Raw genomic sequence first — 16,849 nt, 5'->3', positions numbered from 1 at the left:
GTAAATCTGTTTGATCCGTTAAATCGGCGGGCAATTTACCAACAACAAAATACCAGCAATGAATAATACCGACCTACTAAACAAAACAATTACTTTTGTAAAAGAAAAACTAAATGATGCCGAAGGCGGACACGATTGGTTTCATATTGAACGTGTATATAAAAATGCACACTTAATAGCAAAAGGAACAGAATGTGATTTGCTCGTAGTTCAATTAGGCGCTTTGCTTCATGATATTGCCGACAGTAAATTTCATAACGGAGACGAAACCATTGGGCCAAAAACAGCGCGTGTGTTTTTAGAATCAGAAAATGTTTCGACAGCTATTATTCAACACGTCGTGAATATCATCGAAAACATCTCATATAAAGGCGGAAATTTTGAAAAGAAGTTCTCTTCGACAGAATTAGATATCGTTCAGGATGCGGATCGTTTAGATGCAATAGGAGCAATTGGAGTGGCAAGAGCTTTCAATTATGGAGGATTTAAAAACCGCGCCTTATATAATCCTGAAATTGCTCCGGTAACGAATATGTCGAAGGAAGAGTACAAAAAAAATAATGCCCCAACGATAAATCACTTTTACGAAAAACTTTTACTCTTAAAAGATAAAATGAATACCGAAACCGGAAAACAAATCGCTGCCGAAAGACATCGCTTTATGGAAACGTTTCTGGCGCAGTTTTATGCAGAGTGGGAAGGAGTGAAGTAAGTTTTTAGTTTTCAGTCTCAGTTTTCGGTCTCGGTTTACTTTACGTCAGAATTGAAAACGGTGACTGCGACTGAAAACTACCATTATTAGAATTTATGTTTTAAAAGAGTCATTATTATGAAAGCGCATAAAAAGCCCAGAAAAAACCAAATAACTCTTGTCACCCTTTTATCTCTTGCAATTTCACTTTTTTCGTATTTAGTCATTTCTTTAGTGAATTAAATTTGACAAAAATAATTTTCAAAAATTTGATAAATAAGCCATAGAAGGTTTTTAAATGTTGAAAAAAGACATTTTTATTTTGCGATGCTATTGTAGAATAATGCAAAAAGCTTCACAAGAATTTTAAGTTCTTTGTGAAGCTTTGTATTTTAATTTATAATGAAGTGTGTGAAATTCAATAGCTTTTAGTCGTTGAAAATAAAACAACTTTGCAGACTTCGACTTTGCTCAGTGTGACAATAAATCGCTATGTAAAAACTTTGTGAAACCTCTAAACTTGTTTTCTATAATAATCTTAGCAAAAACCTCAGAACCTTTGCAACTTTGAACCTTAGAACCTTAGAACCTTTTTCTCAAGAACACCCACAATTCCCATCTCCACAATCCTTTTTCTTTTTAGATTTCCAGAAGAACTTTCTAATCAAAAAGCCAATGGCGATAAATAATATAACGAAGGCAATAATTTCTTGTACCATAATCGTTTTATTTTAAAAGTTGATAAGCAAAAAGCGCTACAAAATAAGCAAGTCCGCTCATTAAAACGAGTTGCATTGCAGGCCATTTCCATGAATTCGTTTCTTTTTTAGTAATAGCAAGCGTACTCGCGCACTGCATGGCAAAGGCGTAAAATAATAATAATGAAATTCCCGAAGCAAAATTGAAGATCTTCTGACCTGTTTGCGGATTTATTTCCTCCTGCATTTTGCTTTTTATAGTCGCTTCGTTATCGCTGCTCCCCACGCTGTAAATTGTAGCAAGAGTTCCCACGAAAACCTCACGTGCAGCAAATGAACTAATAATTGCAATGCCTATTTTCCAGTCATAACCAAGAGGAGAAATCGCAGGTTCGATAGCTTTACCCATAATCCCGATGTATGAATTCTCTAATTTCTGAGAAGCCACTTCGTTTTCAAACGTTGCTTCGTCAATTGGCGTGTTGACAAATCTTTCTTTTACAATTTCTTCTGCTTCGTTAAAATTTCTTCCAGGCCCGTAAGACGCTAAAAACCATAAAATAACAGATATAGCTAGAATGATTTTTCCTGCTCCAACTACAAACGCTTTTGTTTTTTCAACCACATTGATGGCAACATTCTTAAAAAGTGGTAATTTATAACTCGGCATTTCAACAACAAAATACGTTTTACCGCTAATTTTCAATATTTTATTTAAGATATATGCCGAAAGAATTGCAGTTCCAAATCCTAATAGATACAATAACATCAAGGCTAAACCCTGCATGTTTAAAAATCCAAAAAGGCGTTCATTCGGTATAACCAAAGAAATAATAATAGTATAAACTGGTAATCTGGCAGAACAAGTAGTGAACGGCGTTACTAATATCGTAATAAGGCGTTCTTTCCAGTTTTCAATATTTCGGGTCGCCATAATTGCCGGAATAGCACAAGCAGTTCCTGAAATTAAAGGCACGACACTTTTTCCCGAAAGTCCAAACTTACGCATGATTTTATCCATCAAAAAGACAACACGACTCATATATCCGCTTTCTTCCAAAATGGAAATAAAGAGAAATAAAAAGGCAATTTGCGGAATAAAGATAATAACACCGCCAATTCCGGGTACAATTCCCTGCGAAAGTAAATCGGTTAAAATACCGCTTGGTAACTCCTGAGCCACCCAACTGCTTAAAGAAGCAAAAGTGCTGTCAATAAAGTCCATAGGGATTGTTGACCAACTAAAAATCGACTGGAAAATCACAAATAAAATGGCTAAGAAAATAACATAACCCCAAAATTTATGTGTTAGTACACGATCAAGTTTGGCCCTAATGTCTTTTGCCATTGTGGCATCGACTTTTAAACCTTCTTTCAAAACATCATTGATGAATTGATATCTTTTAATAGTTTCTTTTTGCTGTAAACGTTTTAATTCTGAATGTGATTTTGTAAAAGTACTTCTGATTTCATTTCGATCTAAATTCGAAAAATTCACATCTTGTGTAATAACCAGCCATAATTTATATAAAAGCTGATTGGGGAAAGCGTGTTGCAACTTTTTAAAATATTCAGCATCAATAACCGAAGCATTTAAACAAGGTTGATGAGGAAGCGTTTTATAAGAAACAATCAATTCTTTTAATTCGTCAATTCCCAAACCTTTACGGGAACTTACCAGAGCAATTTTAGTCTGAAGTTTTTCTTCCAGGTACGGAATATCTAAAGTTATTCCTTTACTTTCCATACGATCCGACATATTAATGACTAAAATCGTTGGAATTTCAAGATCTTTTATTTGAGTGTAAATCAGTAAATTTCTTTTCAGATTTTCAACATCTGTTACAACTACCGCAACATCCGGATATAATTTGTCGTTTTTGTTCAGTAAAAGTTCAATCACAACACTTTCGTCCATAGAACTTGCGTTCAAACTATACGTTCCAGGTAAATCGAGAATATTGGCTTTAATGTTATGCGGCAATTTACAGAACCCAATTTTTTTCTCAACCGTAATTCCGGGATAATTCCCCACTTGTTGATTTAGTCCTGTAAGCTGATTGAAAACTGAAGTTTTTCCTGTATTTGGATTCCCTATAAGGGCAACATTAATATTTTGAATGCTCATTACAAATTGGTTTTGATAAGTTCAACTTCAATTTCACGAGCAGTTTCAACACGAATGGCTACGTGTGAACCATTAATATCTAAATATAACGGATCTCCAAAAGGAGCAATTTGAAGTAATTCAACTAAATTTCCCGGCAAACATCCCATCTCTAATAACTTTAAAGGAATCAAATCGATATCAAAATCTTTGATAATGGCTTTTTCGCCTTTTTTCAGGGTATGTATTGTATTTTGCAAAGCTTATTTAGATTGAATTTAGATTGCAAAAGTAGGCAATTATTCTTTATTCAAAGGTATTTAACACTTTTCTAAATGCTAAATGTTTCTAAAAATAAGGGATTTTACTCTTTACACAAGAAATCGATGTCTTCTAAAAGTCGTTTGATTTCCTCTTTGTTTGTTCCGTCATAAAAACCGCGAACACGTCTTTTTTGATCGACTAAAACAAAATTCTCGGTATGAACCATATCATACAATTGATCAGGGCGACCTAATTTCACCGCCAGATATGATTTTCTCGCCATGGTATAAATCTCTTTTTTATCTCCGGTAACCAAGTTCCATTTACTGTCAACAACATGATGTTTTATGGCATAAGCTTTTAAAACCGGAATACTGTCAACTTCAGGAAAAACGGTATGTGAAAGCAGCATTACCTTAGGATTGTTTAAAATTGCTTTTTGAACTTCTTCCAGATTTGTTGACATTTTTGGACAAATAGAACCGCAAGTTGTAAAGAAAAAATCAGCTACATAAATTTTTCCTTCGTAGTTTTTTTGAGTAATCGTATCACCGTTTTGATTGACAAACTTGAAATCTGCAATGGTGTGATATTTGCTTTTATATTGAATTGTACTGTCAACCAATTCTGGATTTACGTCAGCAGGATTGTAAATAGGTAATGTTTTTTGTGGCTTTAAAGCCGAATAAAATAAGGTTATGGTGACAGCTGAAAATACAATTAGAACAATAAAGAATTTTCGGTATTTGTACAGAAGAGATTTCATAAAAACAATTTGGCGCAAAAATACAAAAAGCACTTTTTAAAACGGTAATTAAGTATTGCTTTTAACAAAGACAACATATTCTAAAAAAGGTTTTGCCACGAATTTCACGAATTTACACTAATCTAAAACTTTCTTTTTTTGCAATTGTCTTGATAAAAAAATTCGAGCGCTAATTCGTCGCAAGCTTATTTTTTAATTTTCCTGATAGATTTATTGACCATATAAACTCCCGTTAAAGTCACAACTGCCCCAATGGCGATTGCTCCTGTTAAGGTTTCTCCAAAGATAAAAGCTCCTAAAACCATTGCTACGATAGGATTAATGTAAACATAAATACTGCTTATTTCAGTAGGAAGATTTTGCAATGAATAAATAAAGGCGATAAAAGTTAATACAGACCCAACAATCACCAGATAAGCAATTGCCCACCATGATGGCATTGGGATTTCGCTAAGCGGAATATTAATTCCCGAAGCTTCGGTAATTCCGAATAAAAACACACTTGAAATCAACATCTGCAATCCTAAACTGAAGTACGGATTAAAACTTAACGCTTTTTTCTTTGTTTGTAAAAGTCCAAAAGTCCATGTAAACGTTGAAATAACCATTAGAATAATTCCGAATTGAAATTCAGGTTTTAAAATATCAGCAATATAATCGATGAAAATAATACAAATACCTCCAAAACTAATCAGAATTCCAAGCAAAGCCATTCGAGCAATTTTATGACCGTTAAAAAAATTGATAATAATAATCCAGATAGGGAAAAGTGCAGTAATTATGGCGCCCAATCCGCTGCTCATATATTTAACGCCCCAAGTGCTCAAGCCATTACTTAATACAAAATTCAAAAAGGCCAGAACCAAAATTGTACGCCATTGTTTACCTTTTGGCCAGGGCTCTTTCTTTATAAAAAAATAACCCACATATAATATTCCGCCTAAAAACTGACGAATAGTAACCAATTGCAATGCCGGCATATATCGTACACCTTCTTTTGAAGCCAGCCAGGTTGTTCCCCAAAAAAAACTTACCCAAAATAATGCCAATATCGGTAATCCGATAGCATCAATTTTTCCTGAAGCAGCACTATGTATTCTTGTTTTCATTTGTCTTTAATTCGATCAGCAAATATTCCGAAAACAATTTTAATAATCGGTAGAAAACAAACTTTAAATGCATGAAAAAATTCGATAGTATCCATTCAAAATGTTGTCAAAATTTGCGTTTTTACGATTATTTCAAAAATTTTAACATAGCATTTCAAATATTAGGAATACGTTTGTATTATGACCAAAAATTTAAATATAAATGAAAAAACAACTTAGCAGACCTTTATTCTGCGCTTTATTTATGACGGTTTCATTTACAGCGGTTAAAGCTCAAAATGCAACTGCAAAGGAACCGGGTATTAATGTTTCATACATGAACAGTAAAATTAGTCCGAGTCAGGATTTTTTTCAATATGTAAACGGAACCTGGCTTGATCAGACTCAAATTCCTAATGACCGTACAACTTGGGGAAGTTTTAATGAACTGATCAAAAAAACAGATAAAGATGCAATGTCAATCCTGAAAGATGCCTCTAAAAATCCAAAATACAAATCAGATACAGATCAGGGAAAAGCAGTTAATTTATTCTCGACAGTTTTAGATACAGTTGGAAGAAATAAAGCCGGAACTGCGCCTTTGCAATTTTACTTTAAAAAAATTGATGCAATTAAAAATGTTGCTGATCTTCAAAAATATTTAGTTGAAATGGAGCCGGAAGGCGGTTCAGGTTTTTTTGGAATATATATTGGAGCTGATGAAAAAAATAGTTCTAAAAATACAGTTAGTCTTGGCGTAAGCAGATTAGGATTACCTGATAAAGATTATTATACATCTGATGATAAAGATTCTAAAGAAAAACGTGCAAAATATGAGCTTCATGTGGCAAAGATGATGCAGTTTATTGGCGAATCTCCTGAAAAGGCAAAACAAAGTGCCGCTGCGATTTTGGCTTTGGAAACAGAATTATCAAAACCGAGATTAAACAGAGTTGAAAGCAGAGACAGTCGTTTGCAATATAACCCAATGACAATTGCTCAACTTCAAAAACTAACTCCAACGATTAAGTGGGATGCTTATTTTACAGGTCTTGGATTGGCAAAGTTAGACACAGTCGTGGTTATGGAGCCTAAATATATGAAAGCTTTACAAACTGTTTTTACTCAAAACAAAGTAGCGCAATGGAAAGAATATTTGAAATGGGATTTGCTGAATGCAAGTTCTACAAAATTATCAACTGATATTGAAACGGCTAGTTTTGATTTTTACAGCAAGACATTAAGAGGCGCTATCAAACAATTGCCACGTGAAGAGAAGGCATTACAGGTTGTTAATAATAGTATTGGTGAAGCTTTGGGAAAATTATATGTAGAAAAAGTATTTCCTGCTGAAGCAAAAACTAAAGCAGTGGATATGATTCACAATGTTATCCTGGCGTACCAGAATCGTATTAATAATTTAACATGGATGTCTGCGGCAACAAAAGTTAAAGCAAATGAAAAATTAAATAAAATCACGATAAAAGTTGGTTATCCTGATAAATGGAAAGATTATTCAGCACTTGAAATTAAAAGTGTAGCCGAAGGCGGAAGTTATTTCCAAAACGACCGTAATCTTGACAAATGGAATTTCAAGAAAGGAATTGAAAAATTAAACAAACCGGTTGATAAAACAGAATGGGGAATGTCGCCACAAACTGTAAATGCATATTACAATCCGTCTTATAATGAAATTGTATTTCCAGCGGCTATTTTACAACCTCCGTTTTATAATTATCAGGCAGATGAAGCTGTAAATTATGGTGGAATTGGAGCAGTAATTGGTCATGAAATCTCTCACGGGTTTGATGATTCAGGAGCACGTTATAATGCACAAGGAAATTTAGTTGACTGGTGGACACCTGAAGATTTAAAACAATTTACGGCGCTTGGTACTGCTTTAGCAGATCAATACAGTGCTTTAGAACCATTGCCGGGAATTCACGTTGACGGTAAATTTACTCTAGGTGAAAACATTGGAGATTTAGGTGGAATTAATGCTGCTTATGATGGTTTGCAATTGTATTTAAAATCGCATCCTAATCCGGGGTTAATTGACGGATTTACTCCAGAACAGCGTTTCTTTATTTCATGGGCAACCGTTTGGAGAACAAAAACCAGAGATGAAGCACTTAAAAATCAGGTAAAAACAGATCCGCATTCTCCTGGAATGTACAGAGCTGTTGTACCAATTCAAAATGTTGATGCTTTTTATGATGCTTTTGGTATTAAAAAAGGAGACAAAATGTATGTAAGTCCAGAGAAAAGAGTTAAAATCTGGTAATTGATATAAACTATTAAACGGCGCTGATTCAGCGCCGTTTTTTGTTTTATTTAATAACGTACGTTATACACTTTGTTTTATAAATATATTTTGGTTAAAATTCATTTTTGTAATAACATCATAATTTTGGAGTCAATTATTAGAAAAATTTAACATTAATTATGAAATAATTAGAATATGTTTGTGGATATACTAAAAACTATAAATTAAAATGATTAAACAACTACGAAATCCTATGTTTTGTGTTGTTTCTGCAATGTTTACCATAACTGCAGTAAACGCTCAAAATGCAAAACCAAAAGAGCCGGGTATCAATCTTTCTAATATGGACACTAAAGTAAGTCCTGGACAAGATTTCTTTCGATACGTAAACGGAGCATGGCTAGATAAAACTGAAATTCCAAGTGACAGAAATTCATGGGGAAGTTTCAATGAATTACGTCAAAAGACAGATAACGATGCACTTGCAATTTTAAAACAAGCATCAAAAGATCCTAAGTACAAATCAACTACAGATCAGGGTAAAGCAATTGCATTGTTTAATACTATTTTAGATACTGTAGGACGTAATAAAAGAGGTATAACGGAACTTCAGCCTTATTTGAAGAAAATTGATGCAATCAAAAACGTAACTGATTTACAAAATTTCTTTGTTGAAATGCAACCTCAGGGTAGTCTTGGTTTCTTTGGAGTGTATGTTGGTGCAGATGCTAAAAACAGTAATAAAAACTCAGTAAACTTAGGTCCCGGAGGTCTAGGATTGTCTGACAAAGATTATTACAACTCTGATGATAAAGATTCAAAAGAAAAACGTGAAAAATACGAAGTACACGTTGCGCGAATGATGCAGTTTATTGGAGAATCTCCTGCAAAAGCAAAAGAAAGTGCAAAACAAATCTTAGCGCTTGAAGTTGAATTGTCTGCTCCAAGATTAGACCGTGTTGAACGCAGAGATCGTAGAAAACAATACAATCCAACAGCAGTTGCTGATTTAAAAAAGAATACACCTTCAATTCAATGGGAAAAATATTTTACCGGAATTGGAATGTCTAAATTAGATACAGTAAACGTTGCGCAGCCACGTTATATGATTGCTTTAGAAAAAACGTTAACTGAAAAGAAAGTAGAAGCTTGGAAAGAATATTTAAAGTGGTCAATATTAAACAAAACTGCTTCAACTTTAACTACGCAAATCGAAGATGCTAACTTCGATTTCTACGGAAAAACATTAACAGGAGCTTTAAAACAACGTCCTCGTCAAGAAATGGCATTGCAGGTTATTAACGGTGCTACCGGAGAAGCTTTAGGAAAATTGTATGTAGAGAAATTATTCCCTGCCGAAGCAAAAGATAAAGCAAAGAAAATGATTGCTAATGTAATGCTAGCTTACAAAAACAGAATCAATGCTTTGCCTTGGATGTCTGCTGAAACAAAAGTTAAGGCAATTGAAAAATTAAATAAATTAACAATCAAAATTGGATATCCGGACAAGTGGAAAGATTATTCAGCTTTAGAACTTAAAAATGTTAATGAAGGCGGAACTTATTTTGACAATTTGAGAAATATATCAAAATGGGCGTATGCTGAAAATTTAGCTAAATTGGGTAAACCAGTTGATAAAACAGAGTGGGGAATGTCTCCTCAAACTGTAAACGCCTATTTCAATCCATCTTATAACGAGATTGTTTTCCCTGCTGCAATTCTACAACCTCCTTTCTACAATTATCAAGCTGATGAAGCAGTTAATTATGGTGGAATTGGTGCTGTAATTGGACACGAGATTTCTCACGGTTTTGATGATTCAGGTGCACGTTACAATGCAGATGGAAATCTTGTTGACTGGTGGACACCAGAAGATCTAAAACAATTTACTGCTTTGGGTGGAGAACTTGCGGCTCAATACAGCGCATTAGAACCATTGCCTGGAATTCACGTAGATGGTAAATTTACATTAGGTGAAAATATTGGAGATTTAGGAGGTACAAATGCTGCTTATGATGGTTTGCAATTGTATTTAAAAGAAAATGGAAATCCTGGATTAATCGACGGATTTACACCAGAACAACGTTTCTTTATTTCATGGGCTACAGTTTGGAGAACTAAATCAAGAGACGAAGCTATAAAAAGTCAGGTTAAAACAGATCCACACTCTCCTGGAATGTACAGAGCTGTTGTGCCAATTCAGAATTTAGATACTTTTTATCAGGCTTTCGGAATTAAGAAAGGTGATAAAATGTACATAGAGCCGGAAAAAAGAGTTAAAATCTGGTAATCTATAAATAACAATAAAAAACGGCGCTAATTTTAGCGCCGTTTTTGTTTTATATATTTTATTGAACTGCGATAAATATATCGACTTCTGCATCATTAGGATTTTGGGTTGTCTCTCCGTAAACTTCAAAATCTGCCGTGAAACTTCGATCTAAATCTGAGTTCCAGATTTCAAGCCATTTGTTGTAAACAATACCTTCATTTAGATTCCCTTTAGCAATAAGCAGTTCGTAATTTGCTGTTTCAATTGTTTTTCCGGTCATATTTTCCGGAATCACATCTAAACTTTTAACCTTACAACCTAAAATAGTGGTATAAGGTTGGGTATGATCCTTTTCATAGTCGGTATAAATGCAAAAAAGGTCTGAAGAAACTTTGTTTGGAATTTTATTCTGAATTTCCTCCATCATAAATTTGTTCCAAAGCGCAGGAATATCTTCTCCAGATTTTCCATTTTCGTTTGTAGTTCTTACCGAAATACCAATTACACTGAATTTTTCAATTATCATTTTGCTCTTATTTTAAATTAAGCTGTAAATGTAAAATGGTGCAATGACAACAGTATGTCAGCAATAATTGTAAATATTACTTTAAATGGCTGTAAATATAGCTTTCTATCGCTTTTAGTTCCTCGTCAGACATTGCCTGAGTTACGGGAAAGTTAGTTTTCATAACCGCAAATTGATCGGGATCAACAATTGGATCTGCATTACCTTTCAGAAAAGTTACAATATTGCCTTTTTTGTCTTTATAAATTTTAGCTATTTCCTGAAGACTTGGCCCAATTACTTTTTGATCGACCTGATGACATGAAATACAATTTCCCTGTCCTTCAAAAAGTTGTTTCCCTAAAGCTTCCGGAGTTTTGCCTTCCGCCGAATGTCCTTCTGAATAATTTTCAGTTGGATCCTGAATTGTAGTTTCAGCAGTTTCTTTTTTACAAGATGCAAAAGCTAAAACGGCAGATAAGAATAATACATTTTTCATGATTATTTATTTAAAAGTAAAGCAGCTTCTTTTGCAAAATAAGTAGAGATAATACTTGCTCCTGCACGCTTAATGCAATAAAGTTGCTCTATCATAATTTTGTCATGATCTAACCATCCTCTTTCCGCTGCAGCCTTTACCATAGCGTACTCACCAGATACCTGGTACACGGCAACTGGCACATGAACGGCATTTTTTACCTCACGAACAATGTCTAAATATGCAATTCCCGGTTTTACCATTACAATATCTGCACCTTCTTCAACATCTAATAATGCTTCACGAATTCCTTCAATTCGGTTTGCATAATCCATCTGATATGTCTTTTTGTCTTTAGGAATATTTTGAGAATCTACCGGAGCAGAATCTAATGCATCACGAAAAGGACCGTAAAATGCCGAAGCATATTTTGCACTATAACTCATGATTCCCACATTGTGATGTCCGTTTTCCTCTAATGCTTTTCTGATTGCTAAAACACGTCCATCCATCATATCGCTTGGCGCAACAAAATCGGCTCCAGCCTCAGCATGACTTAAACTCATTCTTGTCAAAGCATCAACAGTAGCATCATTAATCAATTGACCGTTTTCTATAATTCCGTCATGACCATAAATTGAATAGGGATCTAAAGCAACATCCGGCATTACAATCATTTCAGGAACTGCATCTTTAATAGCGCGGATAGTTTGTTGCATCAAACCATCTTTATTCCAGGCTTCAACACCTTTATTATCTTTTAGATTGTCGCTTACTTTTACGTAAATATTTACCGCTTTAATTCCCAAATCCCAAGCTTCTTTAACTTCTTTGATGGTATTATCTAAGGAATGTCTGTAAATTCCCGGCATTGACGGAATAGCAACTTTTACGTCTTTTCCTTCGGCAACAAACATTGGAAGCATAAAATCTTGTGGACTCAAACTTGTTTCACGAACTAAAGAACGAATAGATTCATTGGTTCTTAAACGGCGGTTTCTTTGTAATGGGAACATATAATTTTAGATTTTAATTTTAGATTTCAGACTTTAATCCAATTCTTTTTGAATGCAGATTTATTCATCATTGTTTCTAAAAGTGAAGTTGTTTTTTTGAAGATTATTTAATCTTTTTAATGTGGTGCAAAGTTAAAGAAAAAGGAACAGATAAGGCGTTTAGCTTAAAGCAGAATCCGTTAATATTATCTAAAAATTTAGAGTTTGAAAGATTAATTAAGAATGGCGTTACTATTGTATTTAGAAAATTTCCAATTAAATTTGCCCAATGAAGAAATTTCTCGCTTTATGCTGTTGTTTACTCTTAACAAGCTGTTTCGAAATAACAGAAAGAATCAAACATCACGATGATCAAAGTGGTGAATATACGCTGATGGTCGACTTTTCGAAATCATGGTTCAAGACTAAATCTGCTATCTGGCTCGAAGAAATCGATGGCGTAAAAATTCCCAACGAACAGGAAATCACCAAAAAACTCGAAGACTTTAAAATAAAAGCTTCAAAAATTAATGGAATTTCAAATGTCACTACAAAAACTGATTTTCAAAATTACGTTTTCATTATCAAACTCGATTATGCCAATGTCAAAGCGCTTAATGCCGTTGTCAATAGTATAAATAATCAAAGCGATCAGATTCATTTTAGTAGCAATGCCAAAAACTTCGAAAGGATTGCTTCGTATCCAATTCCTGAAAAACTGATGAAAGATCCCAAGAAAAAACAAGATCTTGAAGCGGCGAATATAATAGCGATTTATACATTTGATAAAGATGTTGTGGCTGTCGAGAATCCAAACAGTAAAATTTCTAAAAATAAAAAGACCGTATTTTTAAAACAAAGTATGTATAGCGTACTTAAAAAATCGGCATTAATGAACAATACCATCCAATTAACTCCTTGATTTATGAAGTATTTTTACACTTTCCTTTTATTATTCGCCATTCATTTGACTTTTGGTCAAGCCAATCAAAAACAATACGATTATTTTGTTCAATTTAATGGAAACCAGCTTTCTAAAAAAGTAAATATTGCCGATGTATTAAATCATCCGTTGATGAACAAATACAAAGAAGGTAAAGCCAATCTTGATTTAGAAAAATATGTGGCACTTTTTCAACTGGATCAAAAATTTACCGTTCACGGAAACTTTACGGACAGTATTCCCTATTATCAGGTTACAATTCCGATAAAAAGCAGAGTAACTTTCAAACAGTTTCTGATCGAAAAACATACTCTAAATCAAGACACAGATTCTGTTGAGGTTCCGGTGATTCAGGACTTCGAAAAATATTCAGTTTATACTCCAAAAAATCAAAAAATGTCATTAGCATGGAATGATAATTATTTGGTAATTGTTGAATTGACTAAAAAATATACTTCAGATAAATACAATTGGAATCATGAGGCAGATTCTATTTCCGTTACAGAACCTTATCAGGAACAAGTAGAAGTTGCAGTAGATGCAACTGAAGAAGAATCCGAAGAAGATTATTCCGGAAGTGATAATGCTGAATATGAAAAAGCCGAAGCAGATTTTAGCGCTTCACAATCAGAAAAGCAAAGCCTTTTTATAAAGTCATTATTCGAAAATGGTTTTGTAACGCCAAGTTCAGAGAAAGTAAATATTAATGCCGATATTTCGTCATGGCTTAATTACAGCTCAGTAATGAGTAAATTTAATGAAACGTATGGTGCTTTATCCCAGTTTGCCAGTTATAATAAATTTTTGCCACTACAACAAAATGCCTCGAATCTCGTAAAAGGAATAAATCTTGACTTTTACTTTGATAACGACAACGCCCGTGTTGAAGAAATAATTGAATATTCTCAATCAATGGCAACAGTCGCTGAAAAAATCACAAACAGAAAAGTAAACAAGAACATCTTTAATTATTTTCCTGATCAAAAGCCATTAGGATATATGTCTTACCACATAAATAGCAAAGCAGCTCTTGAAAATTTTCCGTCATTAACGGCTCAATTATTTCAAAACCCACAACTTGTTAAAGAAGATGTAACTCTTATAGCCGATTTAATATCGACAATAGTCGATGAAGAAGCTACAGCAACGCTTTTTGATGGTGATTTAAGTATGTTTTTGTACAATATGAAAGAGATTGAAGTAACTACTAAATCGTACGGTTATGATGAAAATTATGAAGAAACCGTAACGGAACAAAAAATACAAAAGAACATTCCGCTGTTTTCAGTAGTTTTTACATCAACGCATCCTACATTTGGAGATAAACTGATTCAATTAGGAATTCGCAAAAAGATTTTAATTCAAAAAGGTGATTTTTATCAGATTGTTGGCACAGAAGATTACGGAAATGTATTTATTAAAAAAGATAAAGATGTTGTAGTTATTGCAAATACACTGGATTATTTTACTACAGGAAAAGGAGCTTTTACTAAAGAAGCAAAAAAAGCATTAAAGAAAAACTACATTTCCGGTCAATTAAATCTTGATGGAATTGCAAATGCATACAATAAAACCAGCGATGCAAAAGCAACTGAATCAAAGAAAATAAAAATGGTATCACAGCAATTTAGAGATTTCACATTTGAATCCCCTAAAAAACTAATAGATAATAAATTGATTTTTGAGTTTAAGCTAAACACTATAAAATCTGATAAAAATATCATTTTACAAACATTAGACTTAGCTGACGAATTAAGTAAATAATTTAAAATTATATAAAAACAAAAATCCCCAGAATGTTTATCCCGGGGATTTTTTTATGAATTGCTTTCGCTGATATAAACTTTCTACAAATAAGGTTTTATGTAATCGAAGCCGTATAGATTTCTTTAATTGTCGTTCCGATTTTAGTATTAAAATCATCGTCAGATTGTCCTGCAGTTAATCCTTCAGACAAAGCTCTTGAAAAACTTGCAATTAATCCGTGATTTTGCGAAAGTTTGAGATTTGCTTCGTCCTGACCATATCCACCAGACAATGCAACAACGCGCACAACATGCCCGTCAGTCATAAGTTCGCTATAAAAGTCATTCACAGTTGGAATTGAAAGTTTTAGCATCACTTTTACATCTTTATCAAGTAAGGCAAGTTGCTTTATGATTTCTTCTTTTAAAATTTCTTCTGACTTTTCCTTATCAGCACTATAAATATCTACTTCAGGTTCTATAATTGGGATAAGTCCTTTTGCGAAAATTTGTAAACCAACCGCAAATTGCTGCTCAACTACTTCGCGAATTCCTGTCGGATTAGCTTCTTTAATAACAGAACGCATTTTAGTTCCAAAAATATTTCGTTCTACGGCTCGGGTTAACAATTCATCTAAATTAGCAATAGGCTTCATCAGTTGCACGCCATTTGCAAGATCAGCAAGACCTTTATCTACTTTTAAAAATGGAACTATTTTTTTATTGTCCCATAAATAATCCGCAGACCATTGTCCGTCGATTTTGCGATCCATTGTATTTTCAAATAAAATAGCGCCTAAGATATATTCACTATCAAACGCAGGACTTTTGATAATCCTGGTTCTCATTTCATGTACAAGAGTATACATTTCTTCGTCATTTGTGAAACTGCTCTCTTCAACTCCATATTGCGATAATGCTTTTGGCGTACTTCCGCCACTTTGATCTAATGCAGCGATAAATCCCTTTCCGGAATGCATGCGATGTAATTGCGCGATGTATGTCTCTCTATTTTTCATAATGTTTTTAATTTTAGATTATAATCCCGATAGTGATCTGATTAATATTTAAAGTCCTGTTTTTTGATTTACTTTTTCATAGACTTCTTTTACTTTATTTGGAGGATCAAACCGATATCCGATATTGAATTTTACAGTTGATATATTGTCATTTAATCTGGCTTCCGCCGAATCATTCTGAAGAAAATTCAGCGTGTTTAAACTAGCAAAAGCAAAGAAACGATCTCGATTATAGGCAAGCTTTAAATTAAAGTCTAATTGGTACAATGCCGAAACATCGCCGTCGACATCATTAATTCCCGCTCCAAAAGCAAGTCCCGTTCCTATTAAAACGCGATCACTGATTACAAAATTGTAGAAATAGGAGGGAGCTAACGAAAAAACATAAATATCCCCGTTTGAAGAATTTGGAGCATTGTTTAAATTAAGATTAGTGTAATAAAATGAAAAACTCGGAATAAAACTTCCTGAACTCTTCGTTTGCCATTCGTTTTGATTGACTAATGTTTTATATGAGAAGTTATCATTGAAAATGTACGAAGTCGTTCCTCCAATCTTTGTCGTACGCATTTTTGGTAAAAAAACATTTACCGCACCTTCGCTGATATAAAATCCTTTTTGGTTGATAAAAGTAAAAGATTGCATCCATTTTTTATAGTAAAAACGGGTATTGAAACTAAAAAGCTTAGAGTCTGAATTGTCTTTGTTTTCGCTAAAGAACTTCGGTGCAAAACCAAAACTGATATCAATAAATTTGTAACTTAAACCAACGCCCACTTGTTCACGTCGGTTAGGATTGAGATCCACATATTTCTTTTGACCTTCGGAATTAAATCCAATCTGAAAATTGTTAGAAGTGTCCAGATAGTAAATACTGGCCGTAACTTTATCATCGTATGATTTAAAATAAGGGTTCTGTAATGTGTCTTTTTGGGCGAAACACCCAAAAACACTTCCGAAAAATGCTATATAAATCAGATTTAGCTTCATTTTAAAATTGGAATTTAAAAAC

The 16,849-nt window shown here is 33.6% G+C and carries 15 protein-coding genes; 5 read left to right on the top strand and 10 right to left on the bottom strand.

Translation table 11 applies throughout. The annotated features are described in order from the left end of the window. Positions 1–58 precede the first annotated feature (58 nt). Positions 59–712, top strand: coding sequence for an HD domain-containing protein (locus KHA90_RS18035; protein WP_213304008.1), 654 nt, complete (start codon positions 59–61; stop codon positions 710–712). A 575-nt stretch (positions 713–1,287) separates the two neighbouring features. Here the strand turns inward: KHA90_RS18035 and KHA90_RS18030 are convergent. From KHA90_RS18030 to KHA90_RS18010, 5 genes are all read right to left on the bottom strand, one after another. Beyond that, positions 1,288–1,410, bottom strand: coding sequence for a FeoB-associated Cys-rich membrane protein (locus tag KHA90_RS18030; protein WP_173968938.1), 123 nt, complete (start codon positions 1,408–1,410; stop codon positions 1,288–1,290). Positions 1,411–1,417: 7 nt separating this feature from the next. Beyond that, a complete protein-coding gene (feoB, locus tag KHA90_RS18025; RefSeq protein ID WP_213304005.1) occupies positions 1,418–3,517 on the bottom strand; it encodes a ferrous iron transport protein B in 2,100 nt (699 codons plus the stop codon). Beyond that, positions 3,517–3,756 carry a FeoA family protein gene (locus KHA90_RS18020; protein WP_017495803.1) on the bottom strand — a complete coding sequence of 80 codons (240 nt, stop codon included), beginning with the start codon at positions 3,754–3,756 and terminating at the stop codon, positions 3,517–3,519. The genes feoB and KHA90_RS18020 overlap by 1 nt, the downstream gene beginning before the upstream one ends. A 104-nt stretch (positions 3,757–3,860) precedes the next feature. Next, positions 3,861–4,526: an SCO family protein gene (locus KHA90_RS18015; RefSeq protein WP_213304002.1), complete on the bottom strand. Its 666-nt coding sequence runs from the start codon at positions 4,524–4,526 to the stop codon at positions 3,861–3,863. Positions 4,527–4,711: 185 nt separating this feature from the next. Continuing rightward, entirely contained in the window at positions 4,712–5,635 is a 924-nt protein-coding gene (locus KHA90_RS18010) for a DMT family transporter (protein ID WP_213304000.1), read from the bottom strand. A 202-nt stretch (positions 5,636–5,837) separates the two neighbouring features. On the opposite strand from KHA90_RS18010, the gene KHA90_RS18005 reads away from it, so the two are divergent. Then, on the top strand, positions 5,838–7,898 hold the full coding sequence (locus KHA90_RS18005) for a M13 family metallopeptidase (RefSeq protein ID WP_213303997.1): 2,061 nt from the start codon (positions 5,838–5,840) through the stop codon (positions 7,896–7,898). A 211-nt stretch (positions 7,899–8,109) separates the two neighbouring features. Then, positions 8,110–10,170, top strand: coding sequence for a M13 family metallopeptidase (locus KHA90_RS18000; RefSeq protein ID WP_213303994.1), 2,061 nt, complete (start codon positions 8,110–8,112; stop codon positions 10,168–10,170). Positions 10,171–10,228: 58 nt separating this feature from the next. Here the strand turns inward: KHA90_RS18000 and KHA90_RS17995 are convergent, their stop codons facing one another. From KHA90_RS17995 to hemB, 3 genes are all read right to left on the bottom strand, one after another. Further along, a complete protein-coding gene (locus tag KHA90_RS17995) occupies positions 10,229–10,678 on the bottom strand; it encodes a GyrI-like domain-containing protein (protein ID WP_213303991.1) in 450 nt (149 codons plus the stop codon). A gap of 76 nt (positions 10,679–10,754) precedes the next feature. Beyond that, positions 10,755–11,156: a c-type cytochrome gene (locus KHA90_RS17990; RefSeq protein WP_213303988.1), complete on the bottom strand. Its 402-nt coding sequence runs from the start codon at positions 11,154–11,156 to the stop codon at positions 10,755–10,757. 2 nt (positions 11,157–11,158) lie between these two features. Continuing rightward, entirely contained in the window at positions 11,159–12,151 is a 993-nt protein-coding gene (gene hemB / locus KHA90_RS17985; protein ID WP_213303985.1) for a porphobilinogen synthase, read from the bottom strand. Between the two features lie 268 nt (positions 12,152–12,419). Between hemB and KHA90_RS17980 the strand changes: the two genes are divergently transcribed. Together KHA90_RS17980 and KHA90_RS17975 are read left to right on the top strand one after the other, a co-directional pair. After that, a complete protein-coding gene (locus KHA90_RS17980) occupies positions 12,420–13,052 on the top strand; it encodes a hypothetical protein (protein WP_213303982.1) in 633 nt (210 codons plus the stop codon). A 3-nt stretch (positions 13,053–13,055) separates the two neighbouring features. After that, complete coding sequence (locus tag KHA90_RS17975) at positions 13,056–14,837, top strand: hypothetical protein (protein WP_213303979.1); 1,782 nt, start codon at positions 13,056–13,058, stop codon at positions 14,835–14,837. 97 nt (positions 14,838–14,934) lie between these two features. Here KHA90_RS17975 and KHA90_RS17970 read toward each other — a convergent pair whose 3' ends face one another. After that, positions 14,935–15,837, bottom strand: a complete 903-nt coding sequence (locus tag KHA90_RS17970; protein ID WP_213303976.1) for a fructose bisphosphate aldolase — start codon at positions 15,835–15,837, stop codon at positions 14,935–14,937. A 48-nt stretch (positions 15,838–15,885) separates the two neighbouring features. Then, a complete protein-coding gene (locus KHA90_RS17965) occupies positions 15,886–16,827 on the bottom strand; it encodes a DUF4421 family protein (RefSeq protein ID WP_213303973.1) in 942 nt (313 codons plus the stop codon). Between the last annotated feature and the right edge of the window lie 22 nt (positions 16,828–16,849).

It is taken from the genome of Flavobacterium psychroterrae (genome assembly GCF_018380615.1).
GTDB lineage: Bacteria > Bacteroidota > Bacteroidia > Flavobacteriales > Flavobacteriaceae > Flavobacterium > Flavobacterium psychroterrae.
The sequence above is the reverse complement of the archived record's forward strand: the minus strand, read 5'-3'. Positions and strand labels throughout refer to the sequence as shown.

Bases quoted from the DNA above. Each gene is read 5' to 3' on its own strand.
- KHA90_RS17965 (WP_213303973.1), bottom strand. From the start codon at position 16,827: ATGAAGCTAAATCTGATTTATATAGCATTTTTCGGAAGTGTTTTTGGG.
- KHA90_RS17995 (WP_213303991.1), bottom strand. From the start codon at position 10,678: ATGATAATTGAAAAATTCAGTGTAATTGGTATTTCGGTAAGAACTACA.
- feoB (WP_213304005.1), bottom strand. From the start codon at position 3,517: ATGAGCATTCAAAATATTAATGTTGCCCTTATAGGGAATCCAAATACA.
- KHA90_RS17980 (WP_213303982.1), top strand. From the start codon at position 12,420: ATGAAGAAATTTCTCGCTTTATGCTGTTGTTTACTCTTAACAAGCTGT.
- KHA90_RS18010 (WP_213304000.1), bottom strand. From the start codon at position 5,635: ATGAAAACAAGAATACATAGTGCTGCTTCAGGAAAAATTGATGCTATC.
- KHA90_RS18035 (WP_213304008.1), top strand. From the start codon at position 59: ATGAATAATACCGACCTACTAAACAAAACAATTACTTTTGTAAAAGAA.
- KHA90_RS18000 (WP_213303994.1), top strand. From the start codon at position 8,110: ATGATTAAACAACTACGAAATCCTATGTTTTGTGTTGTTTCTGCAATG.
- KHA90_RS17975 (WP_213303979.1), top strand. From the start codon at position 13,056: ATGAAGTATTTTTACACTTTCCTTTTATTATTCGCCATTCATTTGACT.
- KHA90_RS18005 (WP_213303997.1), top strand. From the start codon at position 5,838: ATGAAAAAACAACTTAGCAGACCTTTATTCTGCGCTTTATTTATGACG.
- KHA90_RS18015 (WP_213304002.1), bottom strand. From the start codon at position 4,526: ATGAAATCTCTTCTGTACAAATACCGAAAATTCTTTATTGTTCTAATT.
- KHA90_RS17970 (WP_213303976.1), bottom strand. From the start codon at position 15,837: ATGAAAAATAGAGAGACATACATCGCGCAATTACATCGCATGCATTCC.
- KHA90_RS17990 (WP_213303988.1), bottom strand. From the start codon at position 11,156: ATGAAAAATGTATTATTCTTATCTGCCGTTTTAGCTTTTGCATCTTGT.
- KHA90_RS18030 (WP_173968938.1), bottom strand. From the start codon at position 1,410: ATGGTACAAGAAATTATTGCCTTCGTTATATTATTTATCGCCATTGGC.
- hemB (WP_213303985.1), bottom strand. From the start codon at position 12,151: ATGTTCCCATTACAAAGAAACCGCCGTTTAAGAACCAATGAATCTATT.